Origin of the sequence: Marinobacter sp. UBA5687 (genome assembly GCF_002420325.1) — a bacterium.
Classification (GTDB): domain Bacteria; phylum Pseudomonadota; class Gammaproteobacteria; order Pseudomonadales; family Oleiphilaceae; genus Marinobacter; species Marinobacter nauticus.
Genome location: NZ_DIHV01000151.1, coordinates 1 through 18,126 on the forward strand (window position 1 = coordinate 1; position 18,126 = coordinate 18,126).

The following is an 18,126-nucleotide window of genomic DNA, read 5'->3' on the forward strand; positions in this document are numbered from 1 at the left end:
GAACAGGGTCACCAGCCGGTGATTAAAGAAATCGAGAAAATGCCGACGAACACCGAGATTCTGCCCCGCTTCCCAGGCTAGATCTTCCAGGTAATAACCGGGCAGTGGCGACTGGGAGCCGTGAAGCCCCAGAAAGCTGACTTCCATCTGATAGGGGGCGTGCTCATGCTCCGGCGACAGCGCCGACACCACATCGCTGCCAGGAAACCCCAGGCCGGCCGAGGCCGAGAATCGGATGCGTTCCTGGCGGGGCTCATCGTGACCGCCACGCTCCAGGTCGTCTCCATGGTGCCGGTGAATCAGATCCACCAGCTGAAAAAAACTGTATCGCCGCGCGTTGCCGAGAACGGGTTCCAGCCCGGCTACATCAGCGGCTGCTGACCTTGCTGTAACGTCCATGTGTACCGTTCCTGATTGTCTGTATTCACCACTTCCAGTTGGTGAAACGCATTGATACTCGCGTAAAGCGCAAAAAACTGGCTCAACACCGTGCCGAACAGGTAGAGGTCACCTTCACTGGCAAACCCATGCTGATCCAGCTGCAGCTCTGAGCGGATACCGCGCACCGGCAGCCCGCGAATCATGCGGTCAACCGGCTTGGTGGTGATGCCCGTGATACCCGCCAGCCGCTTCTGGGACACCCGCTCAGCCTGTCGGTCGACGAGGGCCCGGAAGTCATACACTCGCAGCACGGTGCGCAGGGCATCCACATCCAGCATCGACAGGTAGTTCAATGACAGGTTGGAGATCAGCGTCCACAACAGGCTGCCATCCAGGGTCGGCCGCAGGGTCGCCGTCGGGCGCGTGATATTGCTGAACGCGGCAAAGGCCGGTGTGCTCTCGGTGGCCATGCACACTTCCCCGACCGCCAGTTGTTGTGGCAACTGGCGATTGGTGCAGGTGAGCGTGAGCGAGACCGCTTCCTGACGATTCAGACATTCGGTTTCATCACCGCGAACAAAGGAAATGTAGTGATCAAAACCATCACCACGCACGCTCTCCCGGGTACGTACCCGGTAGTACAGGGCGGTACGGCCGCGATCTCGCTCCACTTCATGCTGGAAACTCTCGAACGCCGTGTAGATGCGCGGCTCGCCTCTACCGGAACGACCTTCCAGCCAGCCCTCAACCTGCTCGATACTGAACACCTCGTAGTGTTCCGGGCAGCGGCTGGAGGGTGAAATACGGTATTCAGTCTGGCGACCGTTCAGGTCTACCGGCTCGCCTTCGTGGCTGAACAGATTAACCGCTGGAGTGCAGTACAACTGCATGGAGTCGCGGGTTACCCGGGTGTCCGGGGGCAGAATCCGGCTGAAGTGGAAACGCAGACTGATCTCATCAGCCTGCACCGCTGGCAACCGGGATTTCAGGCCGGTGATATCAACAAACCGGAAGGCCTCCGGGAAACTCAGGTACTCCTGGATAATCCGGTAGCCGGCATAAGCATTCTTGGGGTAAGGCAGGATCGCCTCATCTGCCGCAAAGCCAACCGGCTGCAACAGGGATGAAGGCAGGCTGACCACACGGTCGCCCACCACCAGTTCCATACGGCTGAGGTAATGGTTCAGCCACAGATACAGAGTCTCTGCCGTGTGGTTGTCGCCGCCCAGGTAAAAGCGCAGATTTTCCAGGCCAATGCCATTCAGTGGCTGGTCCGTATGCAGCGCCAGGTCTACGGTCACGGAGGAAACTTCCCGTGAGTGCTCGGCATTAGCCTCGGCCACACTGATCGGAAAAATATCCACCGACCGGCAGGTGCGGAACCGGCATTGGGTCTGGCGGCTGGCGTCGCCCAAGGGGCGGCTCTTGATCTCGGTATGACGATCAACAACCTGACGTTCACTGATGGCATGCAGCTGTGGATCAAAGCGCATGATGGTGCAGCTGGGCACTGGCCGCAGATAATTGGGCCAGAGCATGTTCAGCAGCGAATGAGTCAGCTCCGGAAACTCGTCCTCAACTTTTTCCCGCAGTTTGCCGGTCAGGAAGGCGAAGCCTTCCAGCAGCCGTTCTACGTCCGGGTCGGTGCTCTGTTCGGATAGAAAGCGGGTGAGCTGCGGGTGGGCTTCGGCAAATTCCCTGCCTTGCAACCGCAGAAAGCTCAACTCATCCCTGTAGAACCTGTTTAACTTCATGTTTACTGCACCTTGACTGCTCGGTCTGGCTCCGAGCCAGGATGTGGGTAGTCTTTCCAAAAGACGCTTCTAGCCCGTCCATGAGACGCTTGGGCTCCGCCATCCATGGCTCCGCACACTTTTGGAAAGACTACCCACACCCTGACTCTCATACCTGCCTTCAAAAACTTCGGCCGCATTCCACTCAGGTTTGCCGGAGGGGATGGGGACACTTTTCTGGCGGGAAAAAAGATGTCTGAGCAAAGCGAGTTATTTTTTCCCAGAAGAAAAGTGTCCCCATCTCCTCCAGCCACCAAGTCTAAACAACCCGGTAGTACCGCTTATCATCCAAAACCAGGTCTATCGTCGTCCGATCATCGCTTCCTGCAACGTTCAGGTAGACCGTCACCTGGAACTTCAACTGCAACGGGTCCGGGCCCGGTGGCATAGCCACCACATCCACCCGCTTAACCCGCGGCTCAAACTTCTCAATGCACTGACGGATGGCCCCGCGAATCTGGATGCTCAGGTCATGAGTGCCCAGCGTGGCGTCGTTGAAATCCAGCAAGCCAAGATCCGGTGCGCTGCTGCTGTTGCCCGGGTGGGCGTTCAGCAGTCGCACCAGGTGGCGCTTGATGGATTCCACCACATGAGTGAACTCCCCCATGCTCTGGCCCGCAGGAGCGGCAGCCTGTTCAAGCCGTTCAAACAGGCTGCCGGTGTTGCGAACGCCGTCAGTGCCGGTGCCGCCGAACACGGATTAATCCTTGTCCAGTCGGCCAACCAGCGAGAGTTCAAAGTTGGCGCCCATGTATTTGAAGTGCGGACGCACTGCCAGGGAGACCTGGTACCAGCCCGGATCGCCTTCTACATCGGAGACTTCCACTTTCGCGGCACGCAAGGGGCGGCGACTGCGGACGTCTGCAGGCGGGTTTTCCTGGTCGGCCACGTACTGGCGAATCCAGGTGTTCAGTTCCCGCTCCAGATCCTGACGCTCTTTCCAGGAGCCGATCTGCTCTCGCTGCAGCACCTTGATGTAGTGGGCCAGGCGGTTCACGATCATCATGTACGGCAACTGGGTACCCAACTTGTAGTTGGTTTCCGCTTCTTTGCCTTCCTTGGTGTTCGGGAACTGCTTGGGCTTCTGCACCGAGTTGGCGGAGAAGAACGCGGCGTTATCGCTGCCTTTACGCATGGTCAGGGCGATGAAACCTTCTTCCGCCAGCTCGTATTCGCGACGGTCGGTAATCAGTACCTCAGTCGGAATCTTGGCTTCCAGCTGACCGAAGGACTCGAAGGTGTGCACCGGCAGATCTTCCACCGCACCGCCACTCTGTGGACCAATGATGTTCGGGCACCAACGGTACTTGGCAAAGCTCTCGGTCAGGCGTGTGGCCAGCAGGTAGGAGGTATTGCCCCACAGGTAATGCTCGTGGTCACCGGAGACATCTTCCTTATAGTTGAAGCTGCGCACCGGGTTTTCAGTCGGATCGTAAGGCACCCGCAGCAGGAAGCGCGGTGCGGTCAGGCCCAGGTAACGGGCATCCTCAGATTCCCGCAGGGAACGCCACTTGGCGTATTTCGGCCCTTCGAAAACGGCGCTCAGCTCTTTGATAGCCGGCAGTTCCTGGTAGCTGTCGACGCCGAAGAACGACGGTGCAACCGAGGACAGGAACGGCGCGTGGGACATGGCGCCAACCGACGACACGTACTGCAGCAGCTTCATGTCCGGCGTTGATGGGCTGAAGGCGTAGTTGCCGACAATCGCGCCCACCGGCTCACCACCGAACTGACCATACTCGGCGGCATAAATGTGCTTGTAGAAGCCGGTCTGGGTCACGTCCGGAGCAAATTCGAAATCTTCCAGCAGTTCGGTCTTGGTGGCATGGAGGATATCCACCTTGATGTTCTCGCGGAAATCGGTGCGATCCACCATCAGTTTCAGGCCACGCCAAGACGATTCCAGTTCCTGCAGCTTGGGCGCGTGCAGAATCTCATCCATCTGGGCGCTGATTTTGCGATCCAGCTCGACCACCATCTGGTCGACCAGCGCCTTGTTGACCGGCTGGCCTTTTTCATCGCTCTTCAGCAGGTTGGCAATAAACGTGGCCACCCCTTTACGGGCAACATCGTAGCCTTCATCGGCCGGCGCCATACGGCTGTTGGCCATGACCTGGTCAAGCAGAGAGCCTTCTGCTACGGATTCGGAGGCAGCAGATTGCTGCACAGCAGTATCAGACATACCACATCCCTTCAGTACGTGATTGATAATCGGTGTAGGTTACCGGGTTCCGGTGTTGCGATTACTCGCCGCCGTCGGTGGCCAGCTCAAGTTCAGCCAACAGCTTTTCCCGGGCGTCGTCGTTGTCCAGCAGCTCCTGCAGCTTGGAACGGAACGAAGGCACGTTGCCCAACGGGCCCTTGAGGGCAACCAGGGCTTCACGCAGCTCAATCAGCTTCTTGAGCTCAGGGACCTGGCGGGCAATGCTGTCCGGAGAAAAGTCTTCGAGCCCCTGGAATTCGAGATTCACGGGGAGGTCGTCGGCACCGTCTTCGAGCTTGTTGGAAACACTGGTGGAAAGCGTCAGACCCGCTTCCTTCATGACAGAACGGAAGTTGTTCTTGTCGACGGAAATGGCCTTACGGTCTTCAATGGGGGTTTCTTCAGCGTGACCCTTGAAATCACCAACCACGAACATCTTCAGTGGTAGTTCGGTTTCGGCCTGCTGATCGCCTGTGGCGGGGACATACTTGATATTGATGCGCTCTTTCGGCGCAACGGAACCGTCTTTGGCAGACATGGCGTGCTCCCTGTGCAAGTCATTTGCAATTGTATCGATCCTTGGTGTCTGCCCTCCTGGCAGACAACGCGTAAAACTGTACACAGGTCACCCAGGGTTCTCAAGCAAAAATTGGCCAGCGATGGCTCAAAATGTGTGCTTGGGCAAACTTTTGCCAGATTGCCAGGGCGACCGGAAAACCGCTATTTCGGTCAATGACGCCAACCAGCCCCGTCGCTATACTGCCGGCATACTTGAATGGAAAAAAACCACCAACACCACGGAGACACAACATGAGTGACCTGAAAGCGAAATTCGAAGAAGCGGTAAACTACATCCAGACCGCGGAAGGCGACTTCAAACCTTCCAACGAGTTGAAACTGGAATTCTATGCCCTTTACAAGCAGGCCACCGAAGGCGATGTCAGCGGCAAGCGTCCGGGCATGATGGATTTTGTTGGCCGGGCCAAGTACGACGCCTGGGAGAAACTCAAGGGCATGTCCAGCGATGACGCCATGCAGCAGTACATCGACAAACTTGAATCCCTGAAGTAACGCCCCTGCCCCGCCGCCACACCGACGGCGGGGCACCGCACCCGCCAGAATTTTGCGCCGTTCAAACGTTTGTCATATGATGCGCGCAACATAACAAAAACAAGCTTTTGAACGAGTAAACACCATGGACATTACTGAGGCCCTGGAGCAATCGCGCCCAGGCATGATTGGCCAGGTACAGGCCGCCATCCGCAAACGCGAACTGAATCAACGCGCCGAGCAAACCTATCTGCACTGGATCAGCCGGTTTGTGCTGTTTCATGATCTGAAGGATCCGGACAATCTGGCCGAAGAGGATCAGAAGCTGTTCCTGACCTATCTGAGTGAAAAGATCCGGGTATCCCGGGCCCGACTGAATCAGGCCAGTCAGGCTCTGAGCTTTTTCTACGAAGATGTGCTCGGCAGGCCCGCTGCTGCAGCGGATTCAGCCGCTGCCTGAGGCCGAGTAGCGGGGCCGATGTTTAACGACCGGTGAGATTGGTATTCAGGGTATCGTAGGTGCGGTTCTCCGGTGGCCGGATCACGTAATTGTTGCCGTGGCTCTGGCCCGGTATCACTTTGGGGTTACTGAAACGGATCTCGACGGGAATCTCGGAACGGCCCAGATCGGTTCGCGGGTCTCTCGGCTGCAGGGCCAGCGGGTCCAGATAGAAATCGTCATCCGTTGCCTGCTGCACCGGTACCCCGGCCGCCGGCGCTGCCAGCCCGCCCTCAATTACGGTATTAGCCAGCTCCTCTTCCGCGACCGAGCGAAACGGAATGGTGTCGATAGTGGAGCGCTCTTCGTACTCAAACGCGGCGTCATCGTCACTCTGGGCATAGGCAGGCAAGGTCGTCAGCAGCATCAACGGCAACGCCAGCAACGCTGCCCCGGCTCGTTTTTCCTCTGTCTGTTTCCTGACATTCATGGTGCTCATCCCAACCCTAGCCGATCATCCATTTGCCCTGACGGGTGACAATATTTGATCAGTCTATCGCCAAAAATGACCCTTTGCCCAGGCAAAAGCCAGTTTTGTGACAGCACTCACTTGTCGTTCGAGGCCATTTGGTAGCGGATATCGGTAATCACCACCTGCTTCCAGCCCTCAGGGGTTCTCACCGATACCTCGTCATCCAGATGCTTGCCAATGAGCGCGCGGGCCAGCGGAGAATTGATACTGAGATAGCCTTTTTCGAGATCGAATTCATCGGCACCCACGATTCGATACTCCTGCTCACTGCCGTCCTCATCCTCGATGGTCACCCAGGCACCAAAGAATACCCGGCTCCGGTCTTCTGGCAGGCGATCCACCACCGAGACCTCATCCAGCCGCTTGCTGAGGAAGCGTACGCGGCGGTCGATTTCCCGAAGCTGCTTCTTGCCATAGATGTACTCGGCATTCTCGGACCGGTCTCCCAGGGCAGCCGCTTCACGTACTGCCTGGGTAACCTCTGGTCTCTTTACTTTCCATAGGAATTGCAGCTCATCCCGGAGCGCCTGCTCACCTTCGGGGGTGATATAGCGCGGCCGGTTGTTGCCTGAAGGCGTCTGGTTGGCCATGGGTGTCCTGGTTCAAGAAACAATGCATTTCGGAAGGGCAAAAAAAACCCCGTGAATCACGGGGTATAAGGCTAGCGCTGTGCTGGAGGGGGAAGCAAGCAGATCATCCGCCCGCTTCCGCATCTACACCCTCTATTCTGCACATTGACCATTACCTGCCTGTGGCCATGCGATTACCTTTTGGCAAGGCATCCGTTCCGCAATCTAGGTTGAACACTCTAGCGCCAAGGATTAGCGTGGCCGACAATGACACCTGATCTTTTCTGCATGGAGATATGCTAATGGATACCAAGAAACTGATGAATCTGGCACTTGAAGGGGTGGATAGCCTGGGTTTCCGGCTGGACCAGCTGGGCATCACCAGCCGCGTCAATCGCCACAATATTGCGGCCTTTCTGATGGCCGAACAGAAGCATCTGGAAGGCGAGTGGGACAGTATTCAGGCCAAGGTGGATCGCCGTCGCTCGCAGTTTGATCATATCAGCCAGCAGGTCGAGTCACGGGCCGACGCGGTACTTGGCCCTGTCCTGAGCCGTATCAACCGCTTTCGCGCCAGCCAGTAATCTCAGGCCGTGCCGGGTTCTGCGGAGGAGCGACCCTCCTCCGTTGAACCACCATTCTCAGACTGTGTGGCCTTGATCCGCTTTTTTACGGCGGTGTACGCTGGCATCCGGACCGTGACGGTCAAGCCCGGCATGTCTTCCCCAGGATGGGTATCACTCAGCAGAATCTGGCCCTGATGAATCTCCGCCACCGCCGACACCAGGCTGAGCCCCAGACCATTGCCGGGTAACGAGCGGCTCTTGCCAACCCGGTAGAAGCGCTGGAAAACCTGGTCTTTCTCATCATCCGGAATACCGATACCGGAATCCTGAACCTCAAACACCGCTCCGCCGCCGTCCCGGCGAACGACCACCTTGATGGCACCATGCTCCGGCGTGTATTTGATGGCGTTGTCGATCAGGTTACTGATCATCTGGAACAGGAGATCCCGGTCTCCCTCAATCCGGACATTTTGCTCAAGTTCCTGAGAGAAACTCTGATCCTTGTCCTCAGACAGGGCCTCGTAGAGTTCACAGGCATCGCTGACCAGTTCATCCAGCGCCACCGCTTTCATGTCGGCCGAGTTGCCCCGGGTCTCCAGCCGGGCGATGCGCAGCAAGGCATTGAAGGTGGCCAGCAGCTGGTCAGCCTCTGCCACAGCCTGCCCGACATGCTCGCGCGCCTCGTCATTGTCGACCGTAATCAGCGTGTTTTCGAGCTGGTTACGCAGTCGCGTCAGTGGAGTGCGAAGATCATGGGCGATGCTGTCGGAAACATGGCGTATGCCTTCCATCAGATACACGATCCGGTCCAGCATCTGGTTCAGGTTTTCGGCCAGTTGATCAAAATCGTCGTCGGTCCCACGGGTCGGAATCCGGAGGGACAGGTGCCCATTCATGATCCGGCGAGAGGTGTTGTTGATCACTTCAATGCGGCGAGTGGTGCTTCGGCTCATCAGGAAGCCACCCAGGAGCGCCAGGGCAAGGGTGATGCCCATACCCCAGTTGATGGCAGTTTCAATCACCCGCTTGAGGTTGGTGAGGTCATCCACATCGCGCCCCACCAGCAAGCGCAAACCACCCTGGACCTCAAAGATCCGGGCCCGGGCCAGGCGCTCGGGGCCCTGCCAGCCAACGGAGGGATTCAGGGTAAAATTGATCCAGCCGCTGTCAGACGAGCGGCTGCCCTCTGGCCAGGTTTCAATATTCCCGGCCAGTTTCAGAAAGTCGTCTGTGGTCAACAGGTAAATGGACTTGGCATTCGGATCCCTGGCCACCCGTTCCCGGATGATGGTGATCAGACCATTTACACCACGACTGCGATACTGCTCCGCCAGGCCGGCGATTTCCGCTTCAATGGTCTCGTCGGTCTGGGCAGTCATGAACCCGGCTGTACGCCAGTAGATAAATGCCAACAGCAGAAACACCGAGGTGGCAAACACCACCATATACAGCAGGGCAAGCTGGAAAGACGATGTTCTGAGCTGACTAAGCAGTTTCACGTAACATGTATCCCGCCCCCCGCACTGTCTGCAGCAGGGGTGTATCGAATTCCTTGTCGATCTTGGCGCGCAGACGGCTGATATGCACGTCGATCACGTTGGTCTGGGGGTCGAAGTGATAGTCCCACACCTTCTCCAGCAGCATGGTACGGGTAACCACCTGCCCGGCATTACGCATCAGGTATTCCAGCAGCCGGAACTCCCGGGGCTGGACATCAATACTCTGGCCGGCGCGTTTTACGGTGCGGGCCAACAGGTCCATCTCCAGATCGGCCACTTTCAGTACGGTCTCGGTCTCGGCGGCCTGACGGTTGCGCCGGATCAGTGACTCGATGCGCGCCAACAGCTCGGTGAAAGAGAACGGCTTGGTCAGGTAGTCATCGCCACCGCCACGCAGCCCTTCGACACGGTCATCGACATCGCCCAGGGCACTGAGAATCAGCACCGGCGTCTGGTTGCCCGTGGCCCTTACCGTCTTGATAATGGAAAGGCCATCCATACCCGGCAACATCCGGTCGACAATCATGATGTCGTATTCTTCACTGGCCGCCATCATCATGCCTTCCTTGCCGTCGGCCGCATGATCCACCACGAAGTCGGATTCCCTCAGTCCCTTTAGCAGATAATTTGCTACATCCCGATCGTCTTCGATTACCAGCGCTTTCACCGGTGCTCCTCCTGATAGCGGAAAACATTAACAACAAGGGTACGAAGAACTCCGGGAACCGGCCAGTTACGATCTTGTAAGAGGGTGTCGCCTATGGCGACGGTCAGTTTGCCTCCGAAAACCAGCCCAGAGACGGCTCTGTCGCCCCGGTGGGCCTGTACTCTGCGCTCACCCAGCCGCCATAACCCAGTCTGTCTATCGCAGAGAAAACATTCGAAAAGTTAATCTCCCCGGTTCCTGGCTGATGCCGGCCCGGATTGTCCGCAAACTGGATATGGCCGATCCAGGGCAGCAGACACTCAATGCCGCGAATCAGGTCCCCTTCCATGATCTGCATGTGATAGAGATCGTATTGCAGGCGCACGTTGTCTGCCTCCACCGCCTCAATCAGCGCCATCACCTTGCCACTGGTATCGAGCATGAAGCCCGGCATGTCCACCCGCGAATTGATGGCTTCCAGACAAAGGGTCAGGCCTGCTTCGGCGAACCGGTCGGCTGCGTACTGCACATTCGCCACCAGGGTCTGCCAGGCCTCTTCCTCGGCAACGGATTCGGGCTTCAAACCCGCCAGGCAGTTGAGCTGCTTGCAGTCCAGCATCCGGGCGTAGTGAATGCCCTGCTCGACACCGGCGCGAAACTCCTCAATGCGATCCGGCAGACAGGCAATGCCTCGCTCCCCTGCTGCCCAGTCGCCGGGCGGCAGGTTGAACAGTACCTGTTCCAGCCCGTTGCTCTGAAGCCGCTCCGCCAGTTGTTCTGCCGGCCACTCATAGGGAAACAGATACTCCACACCATGAAACCCGGCACTTCGGGCCCGGGCGAAACGTTCCAGAAACGGCACTTCGGTAAACAGCATGCTCAGGTTGGCAGCAAAACGGGGCATGGCAGATTTCTCCGGTTAATTCAGTGCTTGGGGCCTCGGCCCAGTGAACCCATCAAGGAACCGTTCAGATGCTCCAGCTCCAGCAACAAGCCGCTGTGATCGACATCGCTGTGGCCATTGGCGACCAGGGCAAGGTATTCATTATGCACCTGCTGGGCCAGCGGCAGGGTCAGATTTTCCGAGCGGGCCTCATCCAGAATCATACGCATATCCTTGAGTTGGATGCGGGCCGGAGCGCCCGGCGCGAAGTCCCGGTCAATCATCCGCTGGCCATGCAGTTCCAGAATCCGGCTGCCGGCAAACCCGCCCATCAGCGCTTCCCGCACGGCGGCCGGATCCGCGCCACCTTTGGCTGCCAGCAACAGCGCCTCCGACACAGCCCCGATGGTGATCCCCACAATCGCCTGATTGGCCAGCTTTGCCAGCTGACCGGCCCCCACCGGCCCGATGCGGGTGCATTTGCCCAGCGCATTGAACACCGGCAAAGCCCGCTCGATATCGGCTTCCGAGCCGCCCGCCATGATACTCAAACGAGCCTCGGCCGCACCCACCGTGCCGCCAGATACCGGTGCATCGACATAACCGGCCCCCTGCTCTGCGGCCAGCTCGGCATGTTCCCGCGCCAGCGAAGGCTGCACCGAACTCATATCGATCACCAGCGCACCCGGCTTCACCGCAGCCATAGCACCCTGCTTCACCAGCACATCATCCACCACCTGGCCATTTTCCAGCATGGCGATCACGATATCGGCCTCCGCCACCGCCTCGGCGGGCGTCCCGGCGATCGTCGCTTCGCTGGCAAAGGGCTCGCATTTGCTGGTGGTGCGATTCCAGAGCGTCATGGAAAAACCGGCGTCCAGCAGGTTACGGGTCATCGGCGTGCCCATCAGGCCGATGCCGAGAAAAGAAATTCGAAGGTTCATATGAGTCATCTTTGTTCTTCCTACACGCACGAGGAATGACGAAGCGCTTGGGAGGGCCTTTCCAAAAATTTGCGGAGCCACGGATGGCGGAGCAGAAGCGCCACAGGGATGTGCCGCAAGGAGCGTTTTTTGGAAAGGCCCTCCCAAGCGCTTCCGCCCCCAAGGCTCAGATAAATATGAGTAGGCGGATTATACAAACAAAAACGCCACCAACCGCGAACGGTGGTGGCGTTTTCAGCTTCCGGGCTGGCAATAAACCTCAGGCGACCTCGGCCATCTGCACCCGGATCTTCTTCATGGCGTTTTTCTCAAGCTGGCGGATCCGCTCAGCGGACACCCCGTACTTGTCGGCCAGCTCATGCAACGTCGACTTGCTCTCCGACAACCAGCGTTCACGCAGAATATCCTGACTTCGCTCGTCCAGCTGCTCCAGCGCCTGCATCAGCCGGCCGTTGGAGTCCTCAGACCAGTCAGCGTTTTCCAGCTGAACCGCCGGATCGCTACGGCGATCTTCCAGGTAATAAGCCGGCGCCTGGTAGGCGTTGTCTTCGTCATCATCCATCGGGCCGTCAAAGGCGGTGTCCTGGGAAGCCAGACGACCTTCCATTTCCCGCACCACGTGCGGCTCGACACCCAGATCATTGGCGACCGCTTTCAACTCATCGTGATTCAGCCATGCCAGCTTCTTCTTCTGGCTGCGCAGATTGAAGAACAGCTTGCGCTGGGCCTTGGTGGTGGCCACTTTCACAATGCGCCAGTTACGCAGAATGAATTCGTGAATCTCCGCCTTGATCCAGTGCACGGCAAACGACACCAGACGCACGCCATACTCAGGATTAAACCGCTTGACGGCCTTCATCAGGCCAACGTTGCCTTCCTGGATCAGGTCGGCCTGGGCCAGGCCGTAGCCAGAATAGCTGCGAGCAATGTGAATCACAAAGCGCAGGTGCGACAGCACCAACTGACGCGCGGCCTCAACATCGCCATGGTAGTGCAGCCGTTCTGCCAGTTCCCGCTCTTCATCAACGGAGAGAACAGGAATGCGACTCGCCGCCTGGATATATGACTCGAGATTCGCACCCGGAACCAGTCTGTCAACCAGCTGTAAACTCGTACCCATGCATTAACCTCCGAACCTGACAGCCTTTAAATATAGCAACTCAATATGAGACCGCCAAGAACTCAATTAGTTCCCGAACTTCCCAGTAAAACGTTAAAAATCATACATCTGGAAAGATCGCCTTTGCTTTTCTACAAATCAAACTACGTCAGAAAAGACTCTTTTTTCAATACGGTTTTCCCGCGATCCGGATCAGCCTCCAGCAATATCGCCCGGCTCTATGTCATCCAGATGACGCCTCACCGCAACCCAGGCGCCCAGCCAGCCTAACAGCATCGCTACGATTATCAATGCCAACGCGCCATCGAACCCCGGCCCCTGCAAGGTAAACTCACTGCGATACAGCCCGGCAAGACGCTCGATCGGGCCGCTTAACCACCAGAGCGACACCTGAATCAGTAACCACGCCACCAGGCCACCCCCGAGCCCGAACCAGGCGCCGGTGTAAAGAAACGGGCGACGAACGAAAGCATCGGTTCCGCCCACCAGTTTTGCCACGAGGATTTCATCCCGCCGGTTCTCGATGGCCAGACGTACCGTGTTACCAATCACCAGGATAACCGCAGCCCCCAACAACAAAGCCAGCGCCCAGACGGCGCGGGCAAGGATGTCGGTCATTGCGTTCAGGCGTTGCAGCCAGCCCAGGTCGACCTGGACTTGATCGATACCGTTCATATTCTCGACAAACGTCACCAGTGCCTGAACACCCTCTGCCGAGCGAGCGCTGTCTTCGGGTGTAATCAACAGCGTATGCGGCAAAGGATTCTCTTCCAGGAAATCCAGAGCTTCGTCGAGCCCGGAACTGGCACGAAAATCGGCCAGGGCCTGGTCACGCTCGACCAGCTGAACCGATACCACTCGCCCATCGCTTTCAATGTCCGCGGCCATATCCCGGGCTTCCTCCGCCGGCAGGTCCATCGCCAGATAGGCGGTAATCCTGGCCGTGCTCTCCCAGCCCGCACTCACACCCTGCAGGCTGGTCAACAGCAACAGCAGGGCAACCGGCAAGGCCAGAGCTACCCCCATCACTGTCCAGGTCATGGCGCTGGCTACCGGGGTTTTCCACATTCTCTGGATAGAATCCCGGGCTACTTTCCGGTGGTGGCCCAGATAACTCCGGGCCTGATCACTCAACAGTGATCGCGAACGGTTAGCGCCCCGGCGATTATCCGGCTTCTGGCGAGAGTCAGTGGCCACTCACACCTCCGCCAGCAACCAGTTGGCCCTGATTCAGAGTCAGCGTACGTCGATTCATTTCATTAATCAGAGCAATATCGTGGGTTGCCACAAGTACCGTTACCCCAACCTGACTGAACTGGGTAAACAACCGCATGATGTCTGCAGACAATTCGGGATCCAGGTTACCGGTCGGCTCGTCCGCCAGCAGTACGGGTGGTTTGTTTACCACCGCACGAGCAATACCGACCCGCTGCTGCTCACCCCCGGATAACTGCATGGGGTTCATCTTTTCCTTTTTCAGCAAACCAACCTTGTCCAGTGCCGCCCGCACGCGCCGGCCGGTGTCTTCCGGCGAGGCCCCCATCACCTCCAATGGCATGGCCACATTGTCGAACACCGTGCGGTCGAACAACAGCTGGTGATTCTGGAACACCACACCGATATGACGCCGGATGTAAGGAATCTGTCGGCGGGGCAGGCTATTCAGTTTCTGCCCCCCCACGATCACCTCACCCGCTGTCGGGCGCTCCATCACCATGATCAGTTTCAGAAGGGTACTCTTGCCCGCGCCGGAATGACCGGTCAGAAACGCCAGCTCACCACGATCCAGGTGAAAGTTCACAGCCCTGAGTGCGGTGTGATCACTGTCGTAGCGTTTGGTTACCTGGCGGAACTCAATCATCGGGGCAGCTACTCCGTCTTTACGGCGTCAGTCTTCGAACAACGCATCCACAAAAGTTTCGGCATCGAAGCTGCGCAGGTCTTCGGCCTGTTCTCCTACCCCGATATAGCGGATTGGCAACTGCAGCTGACGGGCGATCGCAAACACAATACCGCCTTTGGCCGTGCCGTCCAGTTTCGTGAGCGTAATGCCGGAGACACCCACTGCCTGCTGGAATACCTGGGCCTGGCTCAGGGCATTCTGACCGGTGCCGGCATCCAGCACCAACATCACCTCATGAGGCGCAGATTCATCCAGCTTCTTCATCACCCGAACGACCTTGGACAACTCGTTCATCAGGTTGTCCTTGTTCTGCAGGCGACCGGCGGTGTCTGCAATCACCACATCCACACCCCGGGATTGAGCAGACTGGATGGCGTCGAAAATTACCGATGCACTGTCTGCGCCGGTATGCTGGGCCACTACCGGAACGTTGTTGCGCTCGCCCCAGACCTGCAATTGCTCAACCGCCGCCGCCCGGAAGGTGTCACCCGCGGCCAGCATGACCGACTTACCCTCGCTCTGGAATTTCATGGTGAGCTTGCCGATGGTAGTGGTTTTGCCGACTCCGTTCACGCCAACCATCAGGATAACGTATGGCTGTTTACCAGCATCGATCTCCAGCGGCCGGGTCACGTCCTTGAGAAGGCCATGCAACTCATCCCGTAGCGCCTTGCGCAGGGCCTCGCCATCTTTCAGCTGATTGCGTTCGAGTTTCTCGGTCAGGGCGTCGATGATCTCAGAGGTGGCGGTCACACCCACATCGGCCATCAGCAACGTGGTTTCGATTTCTTCCAGCAGATCTTCGTCAATCTTCTTGCCCACCGAGAACAGGTCGGCCAGACCACCGGTCAGGCTGGCCCGGGTTTTCCCCAGACCCTGCTTGATGCGCTCGAAGACACTGACTCGGGTTTCCGGTTCGCGCTCAACCTCAGGCTCCCGCGCCGGAACGGGTTCCGGCGCGGGAGCCGGCTCAACAGCCGGTTGAGCCGCTTCCGGCTCAGTGGCTTCTGCCGCGGGTTCAGGCGGCACTTCAGTTTCGGCCTCCGGTTCCGCTGGCACAGGAGCCGGCCCCCTGGCCACCTCCGGCTTACGCTGAGGTACCGGCTTGGGCCGGGGCGCACGCTTGCGGTTGCCGGCGATATCCAGCACAAAAAACAGAACAAGAAGGGCCAACAGGCCGACTGAAATCCACTCTGCCGTCATAATCTATCCATCTGTCTGAAAAAAGGGCGGGCACAGGCCGCAGGTTCGCGAAGAGGGCACAAGAACCTCAGCTCGCCAAAATAAGTGGAGCATTCTAACAGACTGGCCGGCACAAGTGATGGGGCAGGATTAACCGGTCTCGTGGATTCCGGTACCATAGCCGCAAACATCAGCCATCCATGACTTCCCCGGAGCCTCGCCCCTATGGCACGACGTCCCCCAGCCCGCAAAAAACCCGTCGTCTCACCAGGCAAAGGCTCCGGAACCGGCGAACTGAGAATCATCGGTGGCGACTGGCGCAGCCGGAAACTGCGCTTTCCGGACGCCGGCGGCGTGCGGCCCAGCCCGGCCCGCACCCGGGAAACCCTGTTCAACTGGCTGAACTTCCACCTGGCCGGTAGCCGGTGCCTGGATCTGTTCGCCGGTTCCGGGGCTCTGGGAATGGAAGCACTGTCCCGTGGAGCAGCGCAGGCAACGCTGGTGGACCACACCCCCGCCCTGGCCAAAGCGCTCCGGGACAACCTCCGGCTGCTGGGAACCAGCAAAGGGGATGTCGCCTGCCAGGACGTGGAACAGTTTCTGGCCAGGCGTGACGGCCCAGGCTACGACATCGTGTTTATGGACCCGCCATTCCGGCAAGGCTGGCTGGAACGCCTGATACCGCTACTGGACGCCCAGCAATGGGTGACGCCGGGTGGCTGGATCTATGTCGAGCACGAGAGTGAAAGAGCCTTGCCGGCGGTACCGGCCAGCTGGCATCTGCACCGACAGAAATCGGCCGGCCAGGTCAGCTACTGTCTTTTCCGGGTTGAACAGAGAGAAGAACCGGAAGCCCAATAACAGAGGCTTCCGGCGATGTCCTACAGGCAGGCGAAACTCAACTGGCGGGGCGCAAGGAATACGCCCGCAGGTGGGCGGCAAACTCTTCCAGGTAACGAACACCACTGGCTTCGGCGTCACGACACCACTCCATCAACGCCTGCAGCTTGTCCTGGGGCTTGAGCCCGCGCTGGCGCCAGAGTGCCTGGAGTTCATGACTCTTCTCGTAGATCAGCCTGAGCACTTCGTTACGCTCCAGCACCGTGTCGAGATGTTCTTTTTCCCGAGGCTTGATCAGGCTGATTTCGCGAGACAGCAATTGCTTGAGCTTGCGATAACGGGGACGAATTTCGTCGTCCATCAACGCTTTCTGCTGTCGCAGCACCGGCTCCATTACTCGCTTGCGATACTGGCGCATGATCACAAAGCGGTTATTGGCGATAGCCTGAACGGTTTCCACGTCCACCGCCTGCTTGCCCGGAACATAATGAGCAATAGGCCGGTAGCCTTTCGGCGTCGCCAGACCAAACAGCTGGAACAGACGAATGTAACCCCAACCGATGTCCACTTCGTACCAGCGACGAGACAGCTTGGCCGAATTCGGATAGGTGTGGTGATTGTTGTGCAGCTCTTCACCACCAATCAGGATACCCAGCGGCGAGATGTTGCGGGCGTTATCGGCGCATTCGAAATTTCGATAGCCCAGGTAATGGCCGATACCATTGACCACGCCGGCAGCCCATACCGGAATCCACATCATCTGGACCGCCCAGATCCAGATGCCGTGCACCCCGAACAGCGCCAGGTTGATCACTGCCATCAAGGCAATACCCAGGGTCTTGTACCGGCTGTAGAGGTTGCGCTCGACCCAGTCTTCCGGGGTGCGCTGGCCATAGCGCTCAAGGGTTTCAGGGGTGGCAGAAGCTGCGTATAACTCGGCGCCCTCAAACAGCACCTTGCGAATACCCAGCACCACCGGGCTGTGAGGATCTTCCTCGGTTTCGCACTTGGCATGGTGTTTACGGTGGATGGCCGTCCACTCTTTGGTGTTCTGGGCCGTGGTCAGCCAGAGCCAGAAGCGGAAAAAATGCTTGAGGACGGGATGCAGATCCAGCGCGTTATGGGCCGAATGACGATGCAGATAAAGGGTAACGCTGACGATGGTGATGTGTGTCATCACCAGAGTGACCGCGATCAGCTGCCACACAGAAAGGTCCAGAAGACCGTTAAACCACATAGATAATCCTCGAAACTCGATTAACTTCGAAAGGCGATACTGCTGAGGGATGTCGCTGGCACTCGAAGGGGGTGATCGTTAGGCCCACTCTAGCGTACAGGTGTAAGCCTGGACAACCAGGTTTGGCGGCTTTTTTGTTACCGATTACACTGTTTCGTCTCAAAATCTGTCTGTTGGTGGAGGCTCTGTGCCGGAATTACCTGAAGTTGAAACCACCCGTCAGGGCATCGCGCCTCACTGCGAAGGCCAGACCATCCAGCGGGTAATTGTCCGCAACCCCAGCCTGCGCTGGCCGGTGCCGGCGGATCTGGCCGAGCACCTGGAGGGCAAGACCATCCG

The 18,126-nt window shown here is 58.2% G+C and carries 21 protein-coding genes; 5 read left to right on the forward strand and 16 right to left on the reverse strand.

What is annotated here, in order from left to right; genetic code table 11:
- From B3Y70_RS16285 to tssB, 5 genes are all read right to left on the reverse strand, one after another.
- On the reverse strand, positions 1-399 hold a 399-nt coding region (locus B3Y70_RS16285), incomplete at its 3' end, for a type VI secretion system baseplate subunit TssG (RefSeq protein ID WP_288590118.1).
- Entirely contained in the window at positions 363-2,135 is a 1,773-nt protein-coding gene (gene tssF, locus B3Y70_RS16290) for a type VI secretion system baseplate subunit TssF (RefSeq protein ID WP_023008686.1), read from the reverse strand. The genes tssF and B3Y70_RS16285, both read right to left, overlap by 37 nt.
- Positions 2,136-2,433: 298 nt before the next feature.
- On the reverse strand, positions 2,434-2,871 hold the full coding sequence (tssE, locus tag B3Y70_RS16295; RefSeq protein WP_011787135.1) for a type VI secretion system baseplate subunit TssE: 438 nt from the start codon (positions 2,869-2,871) through the stop codon (positions 2,434-2,436).
- Between the two features lie 3 nt (positions 2,872-2,874).
- On the reverse strand, positions 2,875-4,356 hold the full coding sequence (gene tssC, locus B3Y70_RS16300) for a type VI secretion system contractile sheath large subunit (protein WP_011787136.1): 1,482 nt from the start codon (positions 4,354-4,356) through the stop codon (positions 2,875-2,877).
- A gap of 61 nt (positions 4,357-4,417) precedes the next feature.
- Positions 4,418-4,915: a type VI secretion system contractile sheath small subunit gene (gene tssB / locus B3Y70_RS16305; protein ID WP_011787137.1), complete on the reverse strand. Its 498-nt coding sequence runs from the start codon at positions 4,913-4,915 to the stop codon at positions 4,418-4,420.
- Positions 4,916-5,187: 272 nt separating this feature from the next.
- Here tssB and B3Y70_RS16310 point away from each other — a divergent pair, with 272 nt between their 5' ends.
- Together B3Y70_RS16310 and B3Y70_RS16315 are read left to right on the forward strand one after the other, a co-directional pair.
- The gene (locus B3Y70_RS16310; protein ID WP_011787138.1) at positions 5,188-5,448 is read left to right on the forward strand and encodes an acyl-CoA-binding protein; all 261 of its coding nucleotides are present in this window, start codon (positions 5,188-5,190) and stop codon (positions 5,446-5,448) included.
- Between the two features lie 124 nt (positions 5,449-5,572).
- Positions 5,573-5,887 carry a site-specific integrase gene (locus B3Y70_RS16315; RefSeq protein WP_011787139.1) on the forward strand — a complete coding sequence of 105 codons (315 nt, stop codon included), beginning with the start codon at positions 5,573-5,575 and terminating at the stop codon, positions 5,885-5,887.
- A 22-nt stretch (positions 5,888-5,909) separates the two neighbouring features.
- Here B3Y70_RS16315 and B3Y70_RS16320 read toward each other — a convergent pair whose 3' ends face one another.
- Together B3Y70_RS16320 and greB are read right to left on the reverse strand one after the other, a co-directional pair.
- The gene (locus B3Y70_RS16320; protein ID WP_114434973.1) at positions 5,910-6,356 is read right to left on the reverse strand and encodes a hypothetical protein; all 447 of its coding nucleotides are present in this window, start codon (positions 6,354-6,356) and stop codon (positions 5,910-5,912) included.
- Positions 6,357-6,472: 116 nt separating this feature from the next.
- Positions 6,473-6,988: a transcription elongation factor GreB gene (greB, locus tag B3Y70_RS16325; RefSeq protein WP_014422972.1), complete on the reverse strand. Its 516-nt coding sequence runs from the start codon at positions 6,986-6,988 to the stop codon at positions 6,473-6,475.
- A 281-nt stretch (positions 6,989-7,269) separates the two neighbouring features.
- Here greB and B3Y70_RS16330 point away from each other — a divergent pair, with 281 nt between their 5' ends.
- Positions 7,270-7,551, forward strand: a complete 282-nt coding sequence (locus tag B3Y70_RS16330; protein WP_011787142.1) for a hypothetical protein — start codon at positions 7,270-7,272, stop codon at positions 7,549-7,551.
- A gap of 2 nt (positions 7,552-7,553) precedes the next feature.
- Here B3Y70_RS16330 and B3Y70_RS16335 read toward each other — a convergent pair whose 3' ends face one another.
- The 8 genes from B3Y70_RS16335 to ftsY all read right to left on the reverse strand — a co-directional run bounded on the left by B3Y70_RS16335 (position 7,554) and on the right by ftsY (position 15,731).
- Positions 7,554-9,032, reverse strand: coding sequence for a HAMP domain-containing sensor histidine kinase (locus B3Y70_RS16335; protein ID WP_199451581.1), 1,479 nt, complete (start codon positions 9,030-9,032; stop codon positions 7,554-7,556).
- Complete coding sequence (locus B3Y70_RS16340; protein WP_153741731.1) at positions 9,019-9,699, reverse strand: response regulator transcription factor; 681 nt, start codon at positions 9,697-9,699, stop codon at positions 9,019-9,021. Before B3Y70_RS16340 ends, B3Y70_RS16335 begins: the two co-directional genes overlap by 14 nt.
- Positions 9,700-9,802: 103 nt before the next feature.
- The gene (hyi, locus tag B3Y70_RS16345) at positions 9,803-10,582 is read right to left on the reverse strand and encodes a hydroxypyruvate isomerase (RefSeq protein ID WP_199451582.1); all 780 of its coding nucleotides are present in this window, start codon (positions 10,580-10,582) and stop codon (positions 9,803-9,805) included.
- A 20-nt stretch (positions 10,583-10,602) separates the two neighbouring features.
- On the reverse strand, positions 10,603-11,514 hold the full coding sequence (locus B3Y70_RS16350; RefSeq protein WP_273031604.1) for an NAD(P)-dependent oxidoreductase: 912 nt from the start codon (positions 11,512-11,514) through the stop codon (positions 10,603-10,605).
- A gap of 250 nt (positions 11,515-11,764) precedes the next feature.
- Complete coding sequence (gene rpoH / locus B3Y70_RS16355) at positions 11,765-12,625, reverse strand: RNA polymerase sigma factor RpoH (protein WP_014422978.1); 861 nt, start codon at positions 12,623-12,625, stop codon at positions 11,765-11,767.
- A gap of 192 nt (positions 12,626-12,817) precedes the next feature.
- Positions 12,818-13,822, reverse strand: coding sequence for a permease-like cell division protein FtsX (gene ftsX / locus B3Y70_RS16360; protein ID WP_286893178.1), 1,005 nt, complete (start codon positions 13,820-13,822; stop codon positions 12,818-12,820).
- Complete coding sequence (gene ftsE / locus B3Y70_RS16365) at positions 13,812-14,486, reverse strand: cell division ATP-binding protein FtsE (protein WP_014422980.1); 675 nt, start codon at positions 14,484-14,486, stop codon at positions 13,812-13,814. Before ftsE ends, ftsX begins: the two co-directional genes overlap by 11 nt.
- Positions 14,487-14,513: 27 nt before the next feature.
- Complete coding sequence (gene ftsY / locus B3Y70_RS16370; protein WP_288590123.1) at positions 14,514-15,731, reverse strand: signal recognition particle-docking protein FtsY; 1,218 nt, start codon at positions 15,729-15,731, stop codon at positions 14,514-14,516.
- Positions 15,732-15,935: 204 nt separating this feature from the next.
- Between ftsY and rsmD the strand changes: the two genes are divergently transcribed.
- A complete protein-coding gene (gene rsmD, locus B3Y70_RS16375; RefSeq protein ID WP_288590125.1) occupies positions 15,936-16,571 on the forward strand; it encodes a 16S rRNA (guanine(966)-N(2))-methyltransferase RsmD in 636 nt (211 codons plus the stop codon).
- Between the two features lie 37 nt (positions 16,572-16,608).
- On the opposite strand, the gene B3Y70_RS16380 is transcribed toward rsmD, so the two are convergent.
- Positions 16,609-17,787, reverse strand: coding sequence for a DesA family fatty acid desaturase (locus B3Y70_RS16380; protein ID WP_011787152.1), 1,179 nt, complete (start codon positions 17,785-17,787; stop codon positions 16,609-16,611).
- A 187-nt stretch (positions 17,788-17,974) separates the two neighbouring features.
- Here B3Y70_RS16380 and B3Y70_RS16385 point away from each other — a divergent pair.
- Positions 17,975-18,126 (forward strand): DNA-formamidopyrimidine glycosylase family protein (locus B3Y70_RS16385; protein ID WP_288590127.1); only part of this gene is annotated, 152 nt, incomplete at its 3' end.